Source organism: Serratia liquefaciens ATCC 27592, assembly GCF_000422085.1.
Classification (GTDB): Bacteria; Pseudomonadota; Gammaproteobacteria; order Enterobacterales; family Enterobacteriaceae; genus Serratia; species Serratia liquefaciens.
In genome coordinates, this window is record NC_021741.1 from 377,541 (window position 1) to 397,770 (window position 20,230).

The 20,230-nt window shown below is 55.0% G+C and carries 17 protein-coding genes and 2 tRNA genes; 18 read left to right on the plus strand and 1 reads right to left on the minus strand.

The annotated features are described in order from the left end of the window. The 18 genes from ftsH to yedF all read left to right on the plus strand — a co-directional run bounded on the left by ftsH (position 1) and on the right by yedF (position 18,958). On the plus strand, positions 1 to 1,932 hold the full coding sequence (ftsH, locus tag M495_RS01740) for an ATP-dependent zinc metalloprotease FtsH (RefSeq protein ID WP_041414147.1): 1,932 nt from the start codon (positions 1 to 3) through the stop codon (positions 1,930 to 1,932). A 92-nt stretch (positions 1,933 to 2,024) separates the two neighbouring features. Further along, the gene (gene folP / locus M495_RS01745) at positions 2,025 to 2,858 is read left to right on the plus strand and encodes a dihydropteroate synthase (RefSeq protein WP_020824949.1); all 834 of its coding nucleotides are present in this window, start codon (positions 2,025 to 2,027) and stop codon (positions 2,856 to 2,858) included. Between the two features lie 7 nt (positions 2,859 to 2,865). Then, positions 2,866 to 4,203 carry a phosphoglucosamine mutase gene (glmM, locus tag M495_RS01750; protein ID WP_020824950.1) on the plus strand — a complete coding sequence of 446 codons (1,338 nt, stop codon included), beginning with the start codon at positions 2,866 to 2,868 and terminating at the stop codon, positions 4,201 to 4,203. 252 nt (positions 4,204 to 4,455) lie between these two features. Further along, complete coding sequence (gene secG / locus M495_RS01755; RefSeq protein WP_020824951.1) at positions 4,456 to 4,791, plus strand: preprotein translocase subunit SecG; 336 nt, start codon at positions 4,456 to 4,458, stop codon at positions 4,789 to 4,791. A 77-nt stretch (positions 4,792 to 4,868) separates the two neighbouring features. Further along, positions 4,869 to 4,955 (plus strand) — tRNA-Leu (locus tag M495_RS01760). 60 nt (positions 4,956 to 5,015) lie between these two features. Then, positions 5,016 to 5,092, plus strand: a tRNA-Met gene (locus tag M495_RS01765). A gap of 217 nt (positions 5,093 to 5,309) precedes the next feature. Continuing rightward, on the plus strand, positions 5,310 to 5,762 hold the full coding sequence (gene rimP / locus M495_RS01770) for a ribosome maturation factor RimP (RefSeq protein ID WP_071827073.1): 453 nt from the start codon (positions 5,310 to 5,312) through the stop codon (positions 5,760 to 5,762). A gap of 21 nt (positions 5,763 to 5,783) precedes the next feature. Further along, on the plus strand, positions 5,784 to 7,292 hold the full coding sequence (nusA, locus tag M495_RS01775) for a transcription termination factor NusA (protein WP_004952855.1): 1,509 nt from the start codon (positions 5,784 to 5,786) through the stop codon (positions 7,290 to 7,292). A 24-nt stretch (positions 7,293 to 7,316) separates the two neighbouring features. Further along, positions 7,317 to 10,004 carry a translation initiation factor IF-2 gene (gene infB, locus M495_RS01780; protein WP_020824953.1) on the plus strand — a complete coding sequence of 896 codons (2,688 nt, stop codon included), beginning with the start codon at positions 7,317 to 7,319 and terminating at the stop codon, positions 10,002 to 10,004. A 68-nt stretch (positions 10,005 to 10,072) separates the two neighbouring features. Then, the gene (gene rbfA, locus M495_RS01785) at positions 10,073 to 10,483 is read left to right on the plus strand and encodes a 30S ribosome-binding factor RbfA (protein ID WP_020824954.1); all 411 of its coding nucleotides are present in this window, start codon (positions 10,073 to 10,075) and stop codon (positions 10,481 to 10,483) included. Beyond that, positions 10,483 to 11,427: a tRNA pseudouridine(55) synthase TruB gene (gene truB / locus M495_RS01790; protein ID WP_020824955.1), complete on the plus strand. Its 945-nt coding sequence runs from the start codon at positions 10,483 to 10,485 to the stop codon at positions 11,425 to 11,427. The genes rbfA and truB overlap by 1 nt, the downstream gene beginning before the upstream one ends. Before the next feature lie 123 nt (positions 11,428 to 11,550). Then, positions 11,551 to 11,820: a 30S ribosomal protein S15 gene (gene rpsO, locus M495_RS01795; RefSeq protein WP_012004950.1), complete on the plus strand. Its 270-nt coding sequence runs from the start codon at positions 11,551 to 11,553 to the stop codon at positions 11,818 to 11,820. A gap of 255 nt (positions 11,821 to 12,075) precedes the next feature. Further along, the gene (gene pnp / locus M495_RS01800; protein ID WP_020824956.1) at positions 12,076 to 14,193 is read left to right on the plus strand and encodes a polyribonucleotide nucleotidyltransferase; all 2,118 of its coding nucleotides are present in this window, start codon (positions 12,076 to 12,078) and stop codon (positions 14,191 to 14,193) included. A 128-nt stretch (positions 14,194 to 14,321) separates the two neighbouring features. Beyond that, positions 14,322 to 15,206, plus strand: coding sequence for a lipoprotein NlpI (nlpI, locus tag M495_RS01805; RefSeq protein WP_012004952.1), 885 nt, complete (start codon positions 14,322 to 14,324; stop codon positions 15,204 to 15,206). Between the two features lie 122 nt (positions 15,207 to 15,328). Further along, positions 15,329 to 15,403 (plus strand): protein YrbN, encoded by a 75-nt coding sequence (yrbN, locus tag M495_RS26185; protein WP_223499600.1) that lies wholly within the window; start codon positions 15,329 to 15,331, stop codon positions 15,401 to 15,403. Continuing rightward, complete coding sequence (locus tag M495_RS01810) at positions 15,393 to 17,360, plus strand: DEAD/DEAH family ATP-dependent RNA helicase (RefSeq protein WP_020824957.1); 1,968 nt, start codon at positions 15,393 to 15,395, stop codon at positions 17,358 to 17,360. Before yrbN ends, M495_RS01810 begins: the two co-directional genes overlap by 11 nt. 147 nt (positions 17,361 to 17,507) lie before the next feature. After that, entirely contained in the window at positions 17,508 to 18,722 is a 1,215-nt protein-coding gene (yedE, locus tag M495_RS01815) for a selenium metabolism membrane protein YedE/FdhT (protein ID WP_020824958.1), read from the plus strand. Then, positions 18,719 to 18,958 carry a sulfurtransferase-like selenium metabolism protein YedF gene (yedF, locus tag M495_RS01820; RefSeq protein ID WP_004952879.1) on the plus strand — a complete coding sequence of 80 codons (240 nt, stop codon included), beginning with the start codon at positions 18,719 to 18,721 and terminating at the stop codon, positions 18,956 to 18,958. Before yedE ends, yedF begins: the two co-directional genes overlap by 4 nt. Positions 18,959 to 19,040: 82 nt before the next feature. On the opposite strand, the gene M495_RS01825 is transcribed toward yedF, so the two are convergent. Further along, entirely contained in the window at positions 19,041 to 20,054 is a 1,014-nt protein-coding gene (locus M495_RS01825) for a luciferase-like monooxygenase (protein ID WP_201766289.1), read from the minus strand. Positions 20,055 to 20,230 lie beyond the last annotated feature (176 nt).

Consider the following 20,230-nt stretch of genomic DNA (forward strand, 5'->3'; position numbering starts at 1 on the left):
ATGGCGAAAAACCTAATTCTCTGGTTAGTCATCGCGGTAGTGTTGATGTCTGTATTCCAGAGCTTTGGGCCCAGCGAGTCGAATGGCCGTAGGGTGGATTACTCTACCTTCATGTCCGAACTGACCCAAGATCAGGTTCGCGAAGCGCGAATCAATGGACGTGAAATTAACGTTACCAAGAAAGACAGTAACAAATACACGACCTACATCCCTGTCAACGATCCTAAGTTGCTGGATACGTTGTTGACCAAGAATGTGAAAGTGGTTGGTGAACCGCCTGAAGAGCCGAGTTTGCTGGCTTCTATCTTTATTTCATGGTTCCCGATGCTGTTGCTGATCGGGGTCTGGATCTTCTTCATGCGTCAAATGCAGGGCGGCGGCGGCAAGGGCGCGATGTCCTTCGGCAAGAGCAAGGCCCGCATGCTGACGGAAGACCAGATCAAAACCACTTTTGCTGACGTTGCTGGCTGTGACGAAGCGAAAGACGAAGTAAGCGAATTGGTGGAATACCTGCGCGAGCCGAGCCGTTTCCAGAAGCTGGGCGGCAAGATCCCGAAAGGCGTGCTGATGGTTGGCCCGCCGGGGACAGGTAAAACCCTGCTGGCGAAAGCTATCGCCGGTGAGGCGAAAGTGCCGTTCTTCACCATTTCCGGTTCTGACTTCGTGGAAATGTTTGTGGGTGTCGGTGCTTCCCGTGTGCGTGACATGTTCGAGCAGGCGAAGAAAGCGGCACCGTGCATCATCTTTATCGATGAAATCGATGCCGTCGGTCGCCAGCGTGGTGCCGGCCTGGGCGGCGGTCATGACGAACGTGAGCAGACGCTGAACCAGATGCTGGTTGAGATGGACGGCTTTGAAGGCAACGAAGGTATCATCGTTATCGCTGCGACCAACCGTCCAGACGTGCTTGACCCGGCGTTGCTGCGTCCAGGCCGTTTCGACCGCCAGGTTGTGGTGGGCTTGCCGGACGTGCGTGGTCGTGAGCAGATCCTGAAAGTGCATTCACGCCGCGTGCCACTGGCACCCGATGTTGATGCTTCTGTACTGGCTCGTGGTACGCCGGGCTTCTCCGGTGCTGACCTGGCCAACCTGGTTAACGAAGCTGCCCTGTTTGCCGCACGTGGCAACAAACGTGTTGTGTCGATGGTGGAGTTCGAAAAAGCCAAAGACAAGATCATGATGGGTGCAGAACGTCGCTCCATGGTGATGACCGAAGCGCAGAAAGAGTCGACCGCGTATCACGAAGCTGGCCACGCCATTATTGGTCGCCTGGTTCCTGAGCACGATCCGGTGCATAAGGTCACGATTATTCCTCGTGGCCGTGCGTTGGGTGTGACCTTCTTCCTGCCGGAAGGGGATGCGATCAGCGCCAGCCGTCAGAAGCTGGAAAGCCAAATCTCTACTCTGTACGGCGGTCGTCTGGCTGAAGAGATCATTTACGGACCGGAAAAAGTCTCTACCGGTGCCTCGAACGACATTAAAGTGGCGACCTCGATTGCACGCAACATGGTGACCCAATGGGGCTTCTCCGAGAAGCTGGGGCCATTGCTGTATGCGGAAGAAGAGGGCGAAGTGTTCCTGGGCCGTTCAGTGGCCAAGGCGAAGCACATGTCGGACGAAACCGCGCGCATTATCGACCAGGAAGTTAAATCCCTGATTGAACGTAACTATGTGCGAGCGCGTTCGCTGTTGATGGAAAACATGGACATCCTGCATTCAATGAAGGACGCCCTGATGAAGTACGAAACCATCGACGCGCCGCAGATTGACGATCTGATGAACCGCAAAGACGTGCGTCCGCCAGCGGGTTGGGACGATGTGGGCAAGGGCAGCAATTCCGACAACGGTGGCACACCAAAAGCCCCGACGCCGGTTGATGAACCGCGCACACCAAACCCAGGCAATACCATGTCTGAACAGCTAGACAAGTAACTTTGGCTGTGTAATAACATCGAACCCCGGCATGCCGGGGTTTTTTATTGCCCGGCGGGCAGTGAACCAGGCAACAGTAAGGTGGATTAGCAATGCAGTTAACCGTGCGAGACATGACTCTCGATCTTTCCCATCCGCGGGTGATGGGGATCCTCAACGTGACCCCGGATTCTTTTTCTGACGGCGGCCAGCACAACCAGCTTAATCAGGCTTTGCTGCACGCGCATGCGCTGATTTCGGCCGGTGCGACCATGATTGATGTGGGCGGCGAGTCGACCAGACCGGGAGCGGCTGAGGTCAGCGAAGACGAAGAGATCGCGCGCGTAGTCCCCGTCGTTGAAGCCATTGCCCGGCGTTTTGAAGTTTTTATCTCGGTAGATACTTCGAAAGCAGGGGTGATCCGCGAGTCGGCTCAGGCCGGTGCGCACCTGATCAACGACGTTCGTTCATTGCAGGAGCCGGGCGCATTGGCCGCTGCGGCGGAAAGCGGGTTGCCAGTGTGCCTGATGCACATGCAGGGTGAGCCACGAACCATGCAGCAGGCACCGCACTACGACGATCTGATTGGCGATGTGAACGCCTTTTTTCAGCATCATATAGAACGCTGTAATGCCGCCGGCATTACAAATCAGAAATTGCTGCTCGACCCCGGGTTCGGTTTCGGTAAGAATTTAGCGCACAATTATCAGCTTCTGGCCAGATTGTCTGAGTTTCATCACTTCGGCCTGCCGCTTTTGGTGGGAATGTCGCGTAAGTCGATGATTGGGCAACTGCTGAATGTCCCACCTGATCAGCGGGTTATCGGCAGCGTAGCCTGTGCGGTTATCGCCGCTATGCAGGGAGCGCAGATTGTCAGAGTGCATGACGTTAAAGAAACCGTCGAGGCGATGCGTGTCGTCGAGGCAACCATTTCAGCTAAGGGATGATAGAGACATGAGCGAGCGCAAATATTTTGGTACCGACGGCATTCGTGGCAAGGTCGGTGAGAGTCCTATTACCCCTGATTTCGTTCTGAAACTGGGCTGGGCGGCGGGCAAGGTGCTGGCACGCCACGGTTCTCGTAAAATTATTATCGGCAAAGACACTCGTATCTCAGGTTACATGCTTGAGTCGGCATTGGAAGCCGGTCTTGCCGCGGCGGGGCTGTCTGCTTCCTTCACGGGGCCTATGCCGACGCCAGCGGTAGCCTATCTGACGCGTACCTTCCGTGCGGAAGCCGGTATTGTGATCTCCGCTTCTCATAACCCGTTTTACGACAACGGCATTAAATTCTTCTCCATTGATGGCGCGAAGCTGCCGGATCATGTGGAAGAAGCCATTGAAGCTGAAATGGAAAAACCGCTGACCTGCGTAGAATCTTCCGAACTGGGTAAAGCGAGCCGGATCATTGATGCTGCCGGCCGTTACATCGAATTCTGTAAAGGCACCTTCCCGAGCGAACTGAGCCTGAAAGGCCTGAAAATTGTGGTGGACTGCGCCAACGGCGCGACCTATCACATTGCGCCGAGCGTGCTGCGTGAACTGGGTGCCACGGTGATTGCCATCGGCGTTGAACCGGATGGCATGAACATCAATGAAAAATGCGGTGCAACAGACGTTCGCCAACTGCAAGAGCGCGTGCTGCAGGAGAAAGCGCACGTCGGTCTGGCATTTGACGGCGACGGTGACCGGGTGATGATGGTTGATCACCTTGGCCACAAGGTCGACGGCGACCAGATCCTTTATATCATCGCCCGCGAAGGGTTGCGTCAGGGCCAACTGCGCGGTGGCGCGGTAGGCACGCTGATGAGCAATATGGGGCTCGAACTGGCACTTAAGCAGTTGGGCATTCCCTTTGCTCGAGCCAAAGTCGGCGATCGCTATGTACTGGAGAAGCTGCAGGAACTGGGATGGCGCATTGGTGCGGAGAACTCCGGCCATGTAATCCTGCTGGATAAAACTACCACCGGTGACGGCATCGTTGCCGGTCTGCAGGTACTGACGGCGATGGTCCGCAACAACATGAGCCTGCACGACCTGTGCAGCGGCATGAAATTACTGCCGCAGATCCTGGTCAACGTGCGTTTTGTCGGCGAGCACAACCCGCTGGAATCAGAAGAGGTGCGTAAAATCACCGAGCAGGTCGAGGCTGAACTGGCCGGCCGCGGCCGCGTGCTGCTACGTAAATCCGGTACCGAGCCGCTGATCCGCGTGATGGTGGAAGGCGAGGACGAGCAGCAAGTGACGGCATTGGCACATCGCATTGCCGACGCGGTGAAATCTGCGGGCTAACGCTTTTTTGATCGGTCCGGGGGCAACCGCTGCCCTCGGAAATCACAGCCTGCGAATTTTATTGGCGTTTTTTTCCGCAAACGCGCCGGTGGCTGCAAATTGCCCTTGCGTGGTTTGGCGCCTTTGGTTAGTATTCACACCCGCTTCAGTGGGCAGTTTGATATAACGCCTGCGACTTCTTAATAGAATTAGAAGCCTTTGGGGTGTGAAGCATTTGGCACGCGGTGAAGCCGCAAGGATACGGGTACAACTATGTACGAAGCTCTTCTGGTAATTTTCCTGCTGATCTCAATCGGGCTGGTTGCTCTGATTATGCTGCAGCAAGGTAAAGGCGCTGATATGGGAGCCTCATTCGGAGCAGGTGCTTCTGGCACATTGTTCGGTTCGAGCGGTTCCGGTAACTTCATGACCCGCATGACGGCTGTGCTGGCGACGCTGTTCTTCGTCATCAGTCTGATCCTGGGCAACCTGAGCACCAACCAGAGCAAGAAAGGCAGCGAGTGGGAAAATCTGGGTCAGCCAGTGAAATCTGAGCAGACTACCGCGCCGGCAGCACCAACCAAGCCGAGCAGCGATATCCCGCAGTAAGCAGCACGCAGTAACAGAGTTTGAAAACGGTTGTTATTACCTCATTAAAATAACGGCCGTTAGCAGTAAGAATCAGTACCGAGGTGGTGGAATTGGTAGACACGCTACCTTGAGGTGGTAGTGCCCTAACGGGCTTGTGGGTTCGAGTCCCATCCTCGGTACCAAATCCCAGAGATAACTTGCAATTTTGCGATTATCGGCGTAATATTTGCCACGTTTTCGGACGCGGGGTGGAGCAGCCTGGTAGCTCGTCGGGCTCATAACCCGAAGGTCGTCGGTTCAAATCCGGCCCCCGCAACCACTTTCCTTTAAGTGTTTATTTTCAAATACACTTTTCGATTGAATTCCGCTTTTCTCGATCAACATTTGAAAATGACACTTGTTAGAAAGTTGCACCGAAGCCGCTTAGCGGCAAACAGGGTCCAGTTGCATAAAGCCCCGAATTTTCGGGGTTTTTTGTTATTTGGCAACAGAATCACTGGGCTATTAGGCCCTTTTTTTATGTCTTGGGGGTGGGCTTGTCCACATTAGAGCAAAAATTAACAGAGATGCTTTCGGCACCGGTAGAAGCGTTGGGCTTTGAACTTGTAGGCATCGAATTTATTCGTGCGCGCCAATCGACGCTCCGTATCTATATTGACAGTGAAAACGGCATCAATGTTGACGATTGCGCTGATGTCAGCCACCAGGTCAGCGCGGTATTGGACGTCGAAGAGCCAATCACAGTCGCTTACAACTTGGAAGTCTCCTCTCCTGGCCTTGATCGCCCGATGTTCACCGCCGAACACTATACTCGTTTCCTCGGTGATGAAGTCAGCTTGGTCCTGCGCATGGCCGTACAGAACCGTCGCAAATGGCAGGGCATTATCAAGTCTGTCGATGGCGAGATGATCACGGTTACTGTGGAAGGGAAAGATGAAGTGTTCGCGCTGAGCAATATCCAGAAAGCGAACCTGGTACCCCACTTTTAAAGTTTGGATGAGGCAACTAGGATGAATAAAGAGATTCTGGCTGTTGTTGAAGCTGTTTCCAATGAAAAATCCCTTCCGCGTGAGAAGATTTTCGAAGCGCTGGAAACCGCATTAGCCACCGCCACCAAGAAAAAATACGAGCAGGAAATCGAAGTTCGCGTCAGCATTGACCGCAAAACTGGCGATTTCGATACCTTCCGCCGTTGGGTCGCCGTAGATGAAGTGACTCAGCCAACGCGTGAAATCACGCTGGAAGCTGCGCAGTATGAAGAGCCAGGCATCGAGCTGGGCGGTTACATCGAAGATCAGATTGAATCTGTTACCTTCGACCGTATCACCACTCAAACCGCGAAACAGGTTATCGTACAGAAAGTACGTGAAGCCGAGCGCGCTATGGTCGTTGATGCTTTCCGTCAGCACGAAGGTGAAATCGTCACCGGCGTGGTGAAGAAAGTTAACCGTGACAGCATTGCGCTGGATCTGGGCAGCAACGCCGAAGCGGTCATTGGCCGTGAAGACATGCTGCCGCGCGAAAACTTCCGTCCAGGCGACCGCATCCGCGGCATCCTGTACGCCGTTCGTCCCGAAGCCCGTGGTGCCCAGCTGTTCGTCAGCCGCTCCAGCGCCGAGATGCTGAAAGAACTGTTCCGCATCGAAGTACCGGAAATCGGCGAAGAAGTGATTGAAATTAAAGCGGCAGCCCGCGATCCAGGCTCCCGTGCGAAAATTGCAGTGAAAACCAACGACAAACGCATCGACCCGGTCGGCGCTTGCGTAGGTATGCGCGGTGCGCGCGTTCAGGCCGTTTCGAGCGAGCTCGGCGGTGAACGTATCGACATCATCCTGTGGGATGATAACCCTGCGCAGTTCGTCATCAACGCCATGGCGCCGGCAGACGTTGCCTCGATCGTGGTTGATGAAGATAATTGCACTATGGATATCGCCGTTGAAGCCAGCAATCTGGCACAGGCGATCGGCCGTAATGGCCAAAACGTGCGTTTGGCATCCCAGCTGTTAAAACAACACCGTGACGACGACCGTTGGGAACTGAACGTGATGACGGCGGACGATCTGCAGGCCAAGCACCAGGCCGAAGCTCATGCCGCCATTGATACCTTCACCAAGTATCTTGATATCGACGAAGATTTCGCCACCGTACTGGTTGAAGAAGGCTTCTCTACGCTGGAAGAATTGGCTTACGTGCCAATCAAAGAGCTGCTGGAAATCGACGGTCTGGATGAAGATATGGTTGAAGCGTTGCGCGATCGCGCCAAAGCTGCATTGACCACGCTGGCCCTGGCCCAAGAAGAAAGCCTGGGCGACCAAAAACCTGCTGACGATTTGCTCAACCTTCCGGGTCTTGAGCGCAGCATGGCCTTTAAACTGGCCGCGCGTGGGGTTTGTACGCTGGAAGATCTTGCCGAGCAGGGTGTTGACGATCTGGCTGATATTGAAGGGCTTAGCGATGAGCAAGCCGGCGAGCTGATTATGGCCGCACGTAATATCTGTTGGTTTGGCGACAACGCGTAATAAACTGTAGCAGGAAGGAACAGCATGACGACAGATGTAACCGTAAAATCGCTGGCAGCAGAGATTCAGACTCCAGTTGATCGCCTGGTACAGCAGTTTGCTGATGCAGGGATTAACAAGTCTGAGACAGACTCTGTAACCCAACATGAGAAAGAAGCCTTACTGGCGCACCTGAACCGTGAACACGGTAGCGCGCCTGGTAAGCTCACGTTGCAGCGCAAAACGCGCAGCACCTTGAATATTCCGAGCACCGGCGGTAAAAGTAAATCGGTGCAAATTGAGGTCCGCAAGAAACGCACTTATGTAAATCGCGATACGCCAGAAGCCCAACAGGCTGAAGCGGCAGAGCAGGCACAGCGTGAAGCGGAAGAGCAGGCACAGCGCGAAGCGGAAGAGCTAGCGAAACGCGAAGCAGAAGCGAAGCGCGCAGCCGAAGAGCAAGCCAAACGTGAGGCCGCGGAGATTGCTAAGCGTAATTCAGCGGAAAAAGAAAAAGTGACGAATCAACATACCGACGAAATGACCAAGCCAGCTCAGGCAGAAAAAGCACGCCGTGAAGCCGAAGCCGCTGAACTGAAACGTAAAGCGGAAGAGGAAGTACGCCGTAAGGTCGAAGAAGACGCCAAACGCGTAGCGGAAGAAGCTCGCCGCATGGCAGAAGAGAACGGTGAGAAGTGGGCCGAAGCTGAAGCAGCAAGCGCTGCGGTTGAAACAGCCGATTACCACGTGACTACCTCTCAGCACGCCCGTGCCGCTGAAGACGAAAACGACGCTAAAGTTGAAGGCGAACGCCGCAGCCGCACCCGTGGCGGTAAAGCGACCAAGCAGAAGAAAGGCAACAAGCTTTCCGAGTCTAAAGCAGACCGTGAAGAAGCGCGCGCCGTTACCCGTGGCGGTAAAGGCAAGCGTAAGCCAAGCACTCTGCAGCAGGGCTTCAACAAGCCGGCTCAGGTGGTTAACCGCGACGTTATTATCGGCGAAACCATCACCGTAGCCGAACTGGCTAACAAAATGGCGGTTAAAGGCTCTCAGGTCATCAAAGCGATGATGAAGCTGGGCGCAATGGCCACCATCAACCAGGTCATCGATCAGGAAACCGCGCAGCTGGTTGCCGAAGAGATGGGCCACAAAGTTATCCTGCGTCGTGAGAACGAGCTGGAAGAAGCGCTGATGAGCGATCGTGATACCGGTGCAGCGGCTGAGCCACGTGCGCCAGTTGTGACCATCATGGGCCACGTCGACCACGGTAAAACTTCTTTGCTGGACTACATCCGCTCCACCAAGGTGGCAGCAGGCGAGGCCGGCGGTATTACCCAGCATATCGGTGCTTACCACGTAGAAACCGACAACGGCATGATCACCTTCCTGGATACCCCAGGCCACGCAGCCTTTACTTCAATGCGTGCCCGTGGTGCTCAGGCGACTGACATCGTTGTTCTGGTTGTTGCTGCCGACGACGGCGTGATGCCGCAAACCATCGAAGCTATCCAGCATGCGAAAGCAGCGCAGGTACCGTTGGTGGTTGCAGTGAACAAAATTGACAAGCCGGAAGCCGATCCGGATCGCGTTAAGCAAGAACTGTCCCAGTACGGCGTTATGCCGGAAGAGTGGGGCGGCGAAGCTCAGTTCGTTCACGTATCTGCGAAAGCCGGTACCGGTATCGACGAACTGCTGAACGCTATCCTGCTGCAGTCCGAAGTTCTCGAACTGAAAGCGGTACGCAGCGGCATGGCCAGCGGCGTAGTTATCGAATCCTTCCTGGATAAAGGTCGTGGTCCGGTTGCTACCGTGTTGGTACAGGAAGGTACGCTGAACAAAGGCGATATCGTTCTGTGTGGCTTCGAATACGGCCGCGTGCGTGCGATGCGTGACGAGCTGGGTCGCGAAGTGACCTCTGCGGGTCCTTCTATTCCGGTTGAGATCCTGGGCCTGTCCAGCGTTCCTGCCGCCGGTGATGAAGCGACCGTTGTGCGTGACGAGAAGAAAGCGCGTGAAGTTGCGCTGTACCGTCAAGGCAAGTTCCGCGAAGTTAAACTGGCGCGTCAGCAGAAATCCAAACTGGAAAACATGTTTGCGAACATGACCGACGGTGAAGTTTCTGAGCTGAACATCGTACTGAAATCCGACGTACAGGGTTCTTGTGAAGCCATCATGGATTCACTGTTGAAACTCTCTACCGACGAAGTGAAAGTGAAGATTGTTGGTTCTGGCGTAGGTGGTATCACTGAAACCGACGCAACGCTGGCAGCCGCTTCCAACGCCATCATCCTGGGCTTCAACGTCCGTGCCGACGCTTCCGCGCGCCGCGTGATTGAAGCAGAAAGCCTGGATCTGCGTTACTACTCCGTGATCTATAACTTGATCGACGAAGTGAAGCAGGCGATGAGCGGTATGTTGGCGCCTGAGTACAAGCAGCAGATCATCGGTCTGGCCGAAGTGCGTGACGTGTTCAAATCACCTAAATTCGGTGCTATTGCCGGTTGTATGGTTACCGAAGGTAACATCAAGCGTCACAACCCAATCCGCGTTCTGCGCGACAACGTGGTTATCTATGAAGGCGAGCTGGAATCCCTGCGCCGCTTCAAAGATGACGTTAACGAAGTCCGTAACGGCATGGAATGTGGTATCGGCGTTAAGAACTACAACGACGTGCGCGTCGGCGACATGATCGAAGTCTTCGAAATCATCGAGATCCAACGTACCATCGCTTAACGCTAGCACATCTGCTTAAGTCTTTTCTGGGGGGCCTTGTGCCCCCCGATTTGTCTGGAGAATCCATAATGGCAAAAGAATTCAGCCGCGGTCAGCGCGTGGCACAAGAGATGCAAAAAGAGATTGCTATCATTCTGCAGCGTGAAGTCAAAGATCCGCGTATCGGCATGGCTACCGTTTCTGGTGTAGAAGTTTCTCGCGATTTGGCCTATGCCAAAGTTTATGTCACCTTCCTGAACGTGTTGACCGAAAACCCGGATCCGGAACTGGTGCCAAACGGTATCAAAGCGCTGCAAGACGCTTCGGGCTACATCCGCACATTGCTGGGCAAAGCCATGCGTCTGCGTGTAGTACCTGAGCTGACCTTCGCTTACGACAACTCTCTGGTTGAAGGCATGCGCATGTCTAACCTGGTGACTAACGTAGTGAAGAACGACGCCGAACGCCGTTCCGCATCAGGCGATGACGAGGAGGCTTAATGAGTCGCCCTCGTCGCCGCGGCCGTGATATCCACGGCGTCCTGTTGCTGGACAAACCGCAGGGCCTGTCGTCTAACGACGCCCTGCAAAAAGTAAAACGCCTCTATAACGCCAACCGCGCGGGACACACCGGCGCGCTCGACCCGCTGGCGACCGGCATGCTGCCGATTTGCCTCGGTGAGGCGACCAAGTTCTCACAGTTCCTGCTCGACTCCGACAAACGCTATCGCGTTATTGCTCGACTGGGTCAGCGCACCGATACTTCGGACGCCGACGGCCAGATTGTGCAGGAACGTCCGGTGAACTTCACCCAGGCGCAGCTCGATGCGGCGCTGGACAGCTTCCGCGGCGATATCAAGCAGGTGCCTTCGATGTATTCGGCGCTGAAGTACCAGGGCAAGAAACTCTATGAGTATGCTCGTCAAGGTATCGAAGTTCCGCGCGAAGCACGCAGCATCACCGTTTACGATCTGCAGTTTATCCGCTGGGAAGGGGACGAACTGGAGCTGGAAATTCACTGTTCGAAAGGCACCTACATCCGCACCATTACCGACGACCTCGGTGAGCTGCTGGGGTGTGGGGCACACGTGATCTACCTGCGTCGTCTGCAGGTGGCGACCTATCCGATCGAAAGGATGGTCACGCTGGAACAGCTGAACGAATTGCTGGAGCAGGCACAGGCACAGGAAGTCGCGCCAGGCGAGCTGCTCGATCCTCTGCTGATGCCGATGGACAGCCCGGTGGAGAACTACCCGGAAGTGAATTTGCTGCCGGTAGTCGCGGGATACGTTAAGCAGGGGCAGCCCGTACAGGTTGCCGGTGCGCCGGCCTCGGGCATGGTACGTATCACCGAAGGTGAAGAGCGTAAATTTATCGGCGTGGGTGATATTGCCGATGACGGTCGTGTGGCGCCGCGCCGCCTGGTCGTCGAATATTTCGACTGAGGGCAGAAAACGCACTGCCTTGCGATCGCACTGCGCTAAGGGTAGAATGGCGCAGCTTATGCATTGGGTTGCTGAATTAGAGATCGGCGCCTGTATTTATTATCTATAATCTGGAGTATTACAATGTCTCTAAGTGTTGAAGCTAAAGCTAAAATCGTAGCTGATTTCGGTCGTGGTACTAACGACAGCGGTTCTTCCGAAGTTCAGGTTGCCCTGTTGACTGCGCAGATCAACCATCTGCAAGGCCACTTCTCAGAGCACAAAAAAGATCACCACAGCCGTCGTGGTCTGCTGCGTATGGTTTCTCAGCGTCGTAAGCTGCTGGACTACCTGAAGCGTAAAGATGTAGCACGTTACACCAGCCTGATCGAGCGTCTGGGTCTGCGTCGCTAATCTAGCGAGTTTCAGTGGAAAGGGGCCTATTTGGGCCCCTTTCTTCTAGGAAGCATAAGCAAATCAGGTTAATGTATTACTGATGTTTCCAAACAGGATCTTCCATTACAGAGGTTCGCGCGGCTAATGAGAGGCTTTGTCTCAGGCTTGAGATAAGGATTGTCATTAGTCGCGAGGATGTAGTGAGAAGGCAAATCGAGCCAATGGCGTGTCGAGTCGTCAATACGATTGCGCGCCTAATCTAAGGATATAATTTTGCTGACACCGATCATTCGCAAATTCCAGTATGGCCAGCATACCGTCACTATTGAGACCGGTATGATGGCTCGTCAAGCCACCGCCGCCGTGATGGTGAGCATGGATGACACCGCCGTATTCGTTACCGTAGTTGGCCAGAAAAAAGCCAAACCAGGCCAGAGCTTCTTCCCACTGACCGTTAACTATCAGGAGCGTACCTACGCTGCTGGTCGTATCCCGGGCAGCTTCTTCCGTCGTGAAGGCCGTCCGAGCGAAGGCGAAACTCTGACTTCCCGCCTGATTGACCGTCCGATCCGTCCACTGTTCCCGGACAGCTTCCTGAACGAAGTTCAGGTGATCGCGACCGTTGTTTCCGTAAACCCGCAGGTTAACCCGGACATCGTTGCGATGATCGGTGCCTCTGCAGCCCTGAGCCTGTCCGGTATTCCGTTCAATGGCCCAATCGGTGCTGCTCGCGTGGGTTACATCAACAGCCAGTACGTGCTGAACCCAACGACTGACGAGCTGAAAGAAAGCAGCCTGGACTTGGTGGTTGCCGGTACCGCAGGTGCAGTGCTGATGGTTGAATCCGAAGCTGACGTTCTGAGCGAAGATCAAATGCTGGGCGCGGTGGTCTTTGGCCACGAGCAACAGCAGATCGTTATCGAGAACATCAATTCCCTGGTTGCCGAAGCCGGCAAGCCTAAGTGGGATTGGCAGGCACCTGCAGTCAACGAAGCGCTGCACGCGCGCGTTGCAGAACTGGCAGAAGGCCGCCTGGGCGACGCTTATCACATCACCGAAAAACAAGAGCGTTACGCTCAGGTAGATGCGATCAAGAACAGCGTTGTTGAAACCCTGTTGGCGCAGGACGAAACCCTGGACGCGTCTGAAATTCAGGACATCCTGGGCAGCGTTGAGAAAAACGTCGTTCGTAGTCGCGTGCTGCGTGGCGAGCCGCGTATCGACGGCCGTGAAAAAGACATGATCCGTGGTCTGGACGTGCGCACCGGCGTACTGCCGCGTACCCACGGTTCCGCACTGTTCACCCGTGGTGAAACTCAGGCTCTGGTTACTGCAACTCTGGGTACCGCACGTGATGCGCAGAACCTGGATGAGCTGATGGGCGAGAAGACCGACAGCTTCCTGTTCCACTACAACTTCCCTCCGTACTCCGTTGGTGAGACTGGGATGGTAGGTTCGCCTAAACGTCGTGAAATTGGTCACGGTCGCCTGGCGAAACGCGGCGTATTGGCTATGATGCCTAAAGCAGAAGATTTCCCGTACACGGTGCGTGTGGTTTCCGAAATCACCGAATCCAACGGTTCTTCTTCTATGGCTTCAGTCTGTGGCGCTTCTTTGGCGCTGATGGACGCTGGTGTGCCAATCAAAGCCGCCGTTGCGGGTATCGCAATGGGCCTGGTGAAAGAACAAGACAACTTTGTGGTTCTGTCCGACATTCTGGGTGACGAAGATCACCTGGGCGACATGGACTTCAAAGTAGCGGGTAGCCGTGACGGTATTACCGCGCTGCAGATGGACATTAAAATTGAAGGCATCACCCGCGAAATCATGCAGGTTGCACTGAACCAGGCCAAGGGCGCGCGTCTGCACATCCTGGGCGTAATGGAACAGGCTATCAGCACTCCGCGTGGCGATATCTCTCAGTTCGCACCACGTATTCACACTATCCGAATCAACCCGGACAAGATCAAAGACGTGATTGGTAAAGGCGGCTCTGTCATCCGTGCGTTGACCGAAGAGACCGGCACTACCATCGAAATCGAAGATGATGGTACAGTGAAAATCGCTGCTACCGACGGTGAGAAAGCGAAATTCGCTATTCGCCGCATCGAAGAGATCACTGCCGAGATCGAAGTGGGCCGTATTTACCAGGGTAAAGTTACCCGTATCGTTGATTTCGGCGCATTCGTGGCGATCGGTGGTGGTAAAGAAGGTCTGGTGCACATCTCTCAAATCGCAGACAAGCGCGTTGAGAAAGTGACCGACTATCTGCAGATGGGTCAGGAAGTACCGGTTAAGGTACTGGAAGTTGACCGTCAGGGCCGCGTGCGTCTGAGCATCAAAGAAGCGACCGCACCAGAAGCAGGTTCACCTGCGCCTGAAGCAGAATAACTGTATAGATAGATTTACAGCTCCCGGCCATGGGGTTGGGAGCTGTTCGTATCGCGCGGGTAGGATGCTTGCGTATTAGCAAACGGATGAAAGGATGTTCATCCAATGTTTGTCTTCGGGAGTGGGAAATGAAGCCTTTCTTGCGCTGGTGTTACGTTGCGACAGCACTCATGCTGGCAGGATGCAGCAACCATGATTGGCGTAAAGACGAAGTTTTGGCGATCCCGTTGCAGCCAACTCTGCAGCAGGAAGTGATCCTGGCGCGCATGGAACAAATACTTGCCAGCCGGGCACTGACGGACGATGAGCGTGCGCAGCTTTTATATGAGCGCGGTGTGCTGTATGATAGCCTCGGGCTACGTGCACTGGCGCGCAATGATTTCTCGCAAGCGCTGGCGATACGTCCTGATATGCCAGAAGTTTTCAACTACCTGGGCATTTACTTAACGCAGGCAGGCAATTTTGATGCTGCCTATGAAGCGTTTGATTCTGTACTAGAGCTTGATCCAACTTACAATTACGCGCGTTTAAACCGGGGCATCGCACTGTATTATGGCGGCCGCTTCCCGTTGGCGCAGGATGATCTGCAGGCGTTTTATCAAGACGACCCAAACGATCCCTTCCGTTCGTTGTGGCTTTATCTGGTGGAAAGAGAAATCGATCCCAAGAAGGCTGACGTAGCGCTCCAGCAGCGTTATGACAAAGCGAACCGAGGGCAATGGGGATGGAATATTGTCGAATTCTACCTGGGCAACATCAGTGAAAAAACGCTGATGGAAAGGCTCAAGGCAGATGCAACGGATAACACTTCGCTCGCTGAGCATCTCAGTGAAACTGACTTCTATTTAGGTAAGCATTACCTAAGTCTGGGGGACAAGGACACCGCTTCGGCGCTGTTCAAACTGACGGTCGCTAACAACGTTCATAACTTCGTTGAGCACCGCTATGCATTGTTGGAATTGGCGCTGTTAGGCCAAGAACAAGACGACCTATCGGAATCGGACCAGCAATAGCTGACGAACAACTATCAGCCTGATATACATTGGTTTTTTGCCAAAGTTATCGTCTTAACGGGCGAGGGCTTTTTTGTTCGTTTTATAATCTAATTTGAGCCGGTTCACACTTTTCAATGAAAATGACTGAAAATTTTCTCGACGAGTTATGTAGACTGGCTGCCATTATTAATGAGGCACGTGTACATGACTACTGAGCTTGAAACCTCTTTTGCTGACCTGGGGCTGTCTGCTCCGATCATTTCTGCCCTGACCGATCTGGGCTATGAAAAACCTTCACCGATCCAGGCTGAGTGTATTCCTCACCTGTTGAACGGCCGTGATGTGCTGGGCATGGCACAGACCGGTAGTGGTAAAACTGCAGCATTCTCGCTGCCACTGCTGCACAACCTTGACGCTTCCCTGAAAGCACCTCAGATCCTGGTGCTGGCACCGACCCGCGAACTGGCGGTTCAGGTTGCTGAAGCGATGACTGATTTCTCCAAACACATGCATGGCGTTAACGTCGTGGCCCTGTATGGCGGCCAGCGTTATGACGTGCAGCTGCGCGCTCTGCGTCAGGGCCCGCAAATCGTAGTAGGGACTCCAGGCCGTCTGCTGGACCACCTGAAGCGTGGTACCCTGAACCTCTCTAACCTGAGCGGTCTGGTGCTGGATGAAGCCGACGAAATGCTGCGCATGGGCTTTATCGAAGACGTAGAAACCATCATGGCAGAGATCCCGGCTGAACATCAGACCGCGCTGTTCTCCGCAACCATGCCGGAAGCGATCCGTCGCATTACCCGCCGCTTCATGAAAGAGCCGCAGGAAGTGCGCATCCAATCCAGCATTACTACCCGTCCGGACATCAGCCAGAGCTACTGGACTGTGCACGGCATGCGTAAAAACGAAGCGCTGGTGCGTTTCCTGGAAGCGGAAGACTTTGATGCGGCGATTATCTTCGTTCGTACCAAAAACGCGACCCTGGAAGTGGCTGAAGCGCTGGAGCGCAGCGGTTACAGCAGCGCAGCACTGAACGGCGACATGAACCAGGCACTGCGTGAGCAGACCCTGGAGCGCCTGAAAGATGGTCGTCTGGATATCCTGATCGCAACCGACGTTGCTGCTCGTGGCCTGGACGTTGAGCGTATCAGCCTGGTGGTAAACTATGATATCCCTATGGATTCAGAGTCTTACGTTCACCGTATCGGCCGTACCGGCCGTGCTGGTCGTGCCGGCCGTGCGCTGCTGTTCGTAGAAAACCGCGAACGCCGCCTGCTGCGCAACATCGAACGCACCATGAAGCTGACCATTCCAGAAGTTGAGCTGCCAAACGCAGAACTGCTGGGTGAGCGTCGTCTGGCCAAGTTCGCCGCTAAAGTACAGCAACAGCTGGAAAGCAGCGATCTGGACATGTACCGCGCACTGCTGGCTAAACTGCAGCCGGAAGAAGAGCTGGAAATGGAAACCCTGGCCGCAGCACTGCTGAAAATGGCACAGGGCGAACGTCCTCTGATCTTGCCACCGGATCCCGTGTTCAAACCACGTCAGCGTCGTGAATTCAACGACCGTGACGATCGCGGTAGCGACCGTCGTCGTGACGCACGTCCAGACAGCCGTGATGGTGGCGCAGATCGCCCACGTCGCGAGCGTCGTGACGTTGGCGAAATGCAGCTGTACCGCATTGAAGTGGGCCGTGATGACGGCGTTGAAGTTCGTCATATCGTTGGCGCGATCGCTAACGAAGGTGACATCAGCAGCCGTTACATCGGTAACATCAAGCTGTTTGCTGGTCACTCGACCATCGAACTGCCAAAAGGCATGCCGGGCGAGATCCTGTCTCACTTCACCCGTACTCGTATCCTGAACAAGCCGATGAACATGCAACTGCTGGGCGATGCACAGCCGCATGAACGTCGTGAGCGTCGCGAAGGCGGTGCTGGTGCAGGTAACGGCGAGCGTCGTGGCGGTGGTCGTCCATTCAACGGCGAACGTCGTGAAGGGGCAAACCCAGGCCGTCGTTCTTTCGGTGATCGTCGTGAAGGCGGTGCTGCTGCACCTGCCGGCAACGGTGGCGAACGTCGTGGCGGTAACTTCAACCGTGACGGCCAACGCGCCCCACGTCGTGATGACGCCGCTCCGGCTGCGCCACGTCGCCGTTTCGGTGATGCATAACATCTGATTTGACCGCTTGCGGTTAATCGGACTAAGAAACCAGCCTTCGGGCTGGTTTTTTTATGCCTGAAATTCACCGTTAAATGGCAGAAAATGGCGTATCATTTATAAGGTTTTTTCTTATGGATACTACGCACGGGAGATGCCATGAGTTGGCAGCAGTTCAAGTCTCAATACCTGGTGCGCTTTTGGGCACCTTTACCCGCGGTGATTGCCGCAGGGATCCTCTCTACCTACTACTTTGGTTTGACCGGTACCTTCTGGGCGGTAACCGGGGAATTTACCCGCTGGGGCGGCCATGTATTGCAGTGGTTCGGCCTGCATCCTGAGCAATGGGGCTACTTCAAGGTTATCGGCCTTGAGGGCACGCCGCTGCAGCGCATCGACGGCAGGATGATCATCGGCATGTTCGCTGGCTGTATCGCTGCCGCACTGTGGGCCAATAACATCAAGCTGCGCCAGCCACAGCACCGCATTCGCATTGTGCAGGCGCTGTTGGGCGGCATTATCGCCGGCTTCGGTGCCCGTCTGGCGATGGGCTGTAACCTGGCGGCGTTCTTTACCGGTATTCCTCAGTTCTCGCTGCACGCCTGGTTCTTCGCACTGGCGACCGCTGCTGGCTCCTACTTTGGCGCCAAATTTACCCTGTTGCCGATGTTCCGCATCCCGGTGAAATTACAGAAGGTAAAAGCCGCCGCCCCGTTGACGCAAAAGCCGGAGCAGGCGCGCCGCCGCTTCCGTTTGGGCATGGTGATTTTTTTCCTGTCGGTAGCCTGGTCACTTTGGACGCTGTTCGATGCGCCGAAGCTGGGTATCGCCATGCTGTTCGGTATCGGTTTTGGCCTGCTGATTGAGCGTGCGCAGATCTGCTTCACCTCAGCCTTCCGCGATTTATGGATCACCGGGCGTACCCACATGGCGAAAGCGATCATTATCGGCATGGCGGTGAGCGCCATCGGCATTTTCAGCTATGTGCAGTTGGGTGTCGCGCCGAAAATCATGTGGGCCGGCCCCAATGCGGTTCTGGGCGGCCTGCTGTTTGGTTTCGGCATCGTGCTGGCCGGCGGCTGTGAAACCGGCTGGATGTACCGTGCGGTGGAAGGACAGGTGCACTATTGGTGGGTGGGGCTGGGTAACATCATCGGCGCGACCCTGCTGGCTTACTACTGGGATGACCTGGCCCCGGCGCTGGCCACAGATTACGACAAGATCAACCTGCTGGATACTTTCGGGCCGATCGGCGGCCTGCTGGTGACTTACCTGCTGCTGGCGTTGGCGTTTGCCGCCATGCTGTGGTGGGAGAAACGTTTTTTCCGCGCCAAACCCGATGCGCAGGTGGTTAATTTGAGGAGTGTGTCATGAAGCAAGCGGCGATAGTGCCAGATTATCGGTTGGATATGCTGGGTGAACCTTGTCCGTATCCGGCAGTGGCCACGCTGGAGGCGATGCCGCAGTTGAAGCCGGGCGAGATCCTGGAAGTGATCAGCGACTGCCCGCAGTCGATCAACAACATTCCACTCGACGCGCGGAATCACGGTTACAAAGTGTTGGATATTCAGCAGGACGGGCCAACCATCCGCTATCTTATCCAGCGTTAACCGACGTGGGGCAGCGGTGTGCTGCCCCATTTTTGCAAGGTGGGCGTGAAGGGAAATGATTGCCCTGCGGCCCGCCGTTGACTTACCCTTTCGCCAGCGTGTCTTTTACTCCGGCGACAATCTCAAACGAATGCAACCGTGCCTGATGGTCAAAGATCTGGCCGTTAACCATGATCTCATCCGCACCGGTTTCGTTGAGCAACGTTTGCAGCCCGTGACGCACGGTATTTTCGTTACCGATGATCGACATGCGCAGTGCCTGATCAACCCCGTACTGTTCCCCGGCGGTCCATAGCGCGTGGATATTGTCCAGCGGCGCCGGCAGTGGGCCTGGCGAACCACGACGCAGGTTGATGAACTGCTGTTGCATCGACGTAAACAGGAAGCGCGCATCCGCATCGCTGTCGGCGGCCACCACGTTGACGCACACCATCGCATGCGGCTGCTGGCACTGCTCGGAAGCTTTGAAGTTATCACGATACAACTTCAGCGCCTGGAACAGCATCTCCGGTGCAAAGTGAGAGGCGAAGGCGAACGGCAGGCCGAGCTGTGCCGCCAACTGCGCGCTGTACAAACTGGAGCCGAGCAGCCAGAGAGGGACATGCAATCCTTGGCCGGGTACCGCTTGTACCGGCTGGCCCGGTTGTGCATCGCAGAAGTAATGTTGCAGTTCCTGCACGTCGCGGGGGAAGTTATCCACCTCGCCGGACAGATGGCGGCGCAGTGCCATCATGGTGCGTTGATCGGTACCGGGTGCGCGGCCGAGGCCCAAATCGATACGCCCGGGGTACAAAGACTCCAGCGTACCGAACTGCTCGGCGATCACCAGCGGCGCATGGTTAGGCAGCATCACGCCACCGGAACCAAGGCGAATGCTTTGGGTACCGGCGGCCAGATAACCCAGCAGTACCGAGGTGGCGGCACTGCCGATGCCGGTCATGTTGTGATGCTCTGCCAACCAATAGCGTTGATAACCCCATTTTTCGGCATGTTGTGCTAAATCTAAAGAAGCGTGAAACGCATCACGTGGTTTGGCCCCTTGTGGGATAGGGGATAAATCCAGTACCGAAACCGGTACCGCAGTTTTTTCAGTCATGGCATCGTCCATCAAAAGGTGATCGCTTAAAGGGCGATTGCAGAAGTCTGCAAACTACAAAGCATAATGTGCTTTTAGTGTTAAAAGCATAATCCAATTTATAGTTATAAAAGAGGATATATGTGCTCGGAATATCCTTATGAGTAAAATGGTTTTTTTGGGAGTTTATTGAGATA

Bases quoted from the DNA above. Each gene is read 5' to 3' on its own strand.
- ftsH (WP_041414147.1), top strand. From the start codon at position 1: ATGGCGAAAAACCTAATTCTCTGGTTAGTCATCGCGGTAGTGTTGATG.
- M495_RS01810 (WP_020824957.1), top strand. From the start codon at position 15,393: ATGACTACTGAGCTTGAAACCTCTTTTGCTGACCTGGGGCTGTCTGCT.
- glmM (WP_020824950.1), top strand. From the start codon at position 2,866: ATGAGCGAGCGCAAATATTTTGGTACCGACGGCATTCGTGGCAAGGTC.
- yedE (WP_020824958.1), top strand. From the start codon at position 17,508: ATGAGTTGGCAGCAGTTCAAGTCTCAATACCTGGTGCGCTTTTGGGCA.
- infB (WP_020824953.1), top strand. From the start codon at position 7,317: ATGACGACAGATGTAACCGTAAAATCGCTGGCAGCAGAGATTCAGACT.
- rpsO (WP_012004950.1), top strand. From the start codon at position 11,551: ATGTCTCTAAGTGTTGAAGCTAAAGCTAAAATCGTAGCTGATTTCGGT.
- M495_RS01825 (WP_201766289.1), bottom strand. From the start codon at position 20,054: ATGACTGAAAAAACTGCGGTACCGGTTTCGGTACTGGATTTATCCCCT.
- nusA (WP_004952855.1), top strand. From the start codon at position 5,784: ATGAATAAAGAGATTCTGGCTGTTGTTGAAGCTGTTTCCAATGAAAAA.
- yedF (WP_004952879.1), top strand. From the start codon at position 18,719: ATGAAGCAAGCGGCGATAGTGCCAGATTATCGGTTGGATATGCTGGGT.
- folP (WP_020824949.1), top strand. From the start codon at position 2,025: ATGCAGTTAACCGTGCGAGACATGACTCTCGATCTTTCCCATCCGCGG.
- truB (WP_020824955.1), top strand. From the start codon at position 10,483: ATGAGTCGCCCTCGTCGCCGCGGCCGTGATATCCACGGCGTCCTGTTG.
- rbfA (WP_020824954.1), top strand. From the start codon at position 10,073: ATGGCAAAAGAATTCAGCCGCGGTCAGCGCGTGGCACAAGAGATGCAA.
- secG (WP_020824951.1), top strand. From the start codon at position 4,456: ATGTACGAAGCTCTTCTGGTAATTTTCCTGCTGATCTCAATCGGGCTG.
- nlpI (WP_012004952.1), top strand. From the start codon at position 14,322: ATGAAGCCTTTCTTGCGCTGGTGTTACGTTGCGACAGCACTCATGCTG.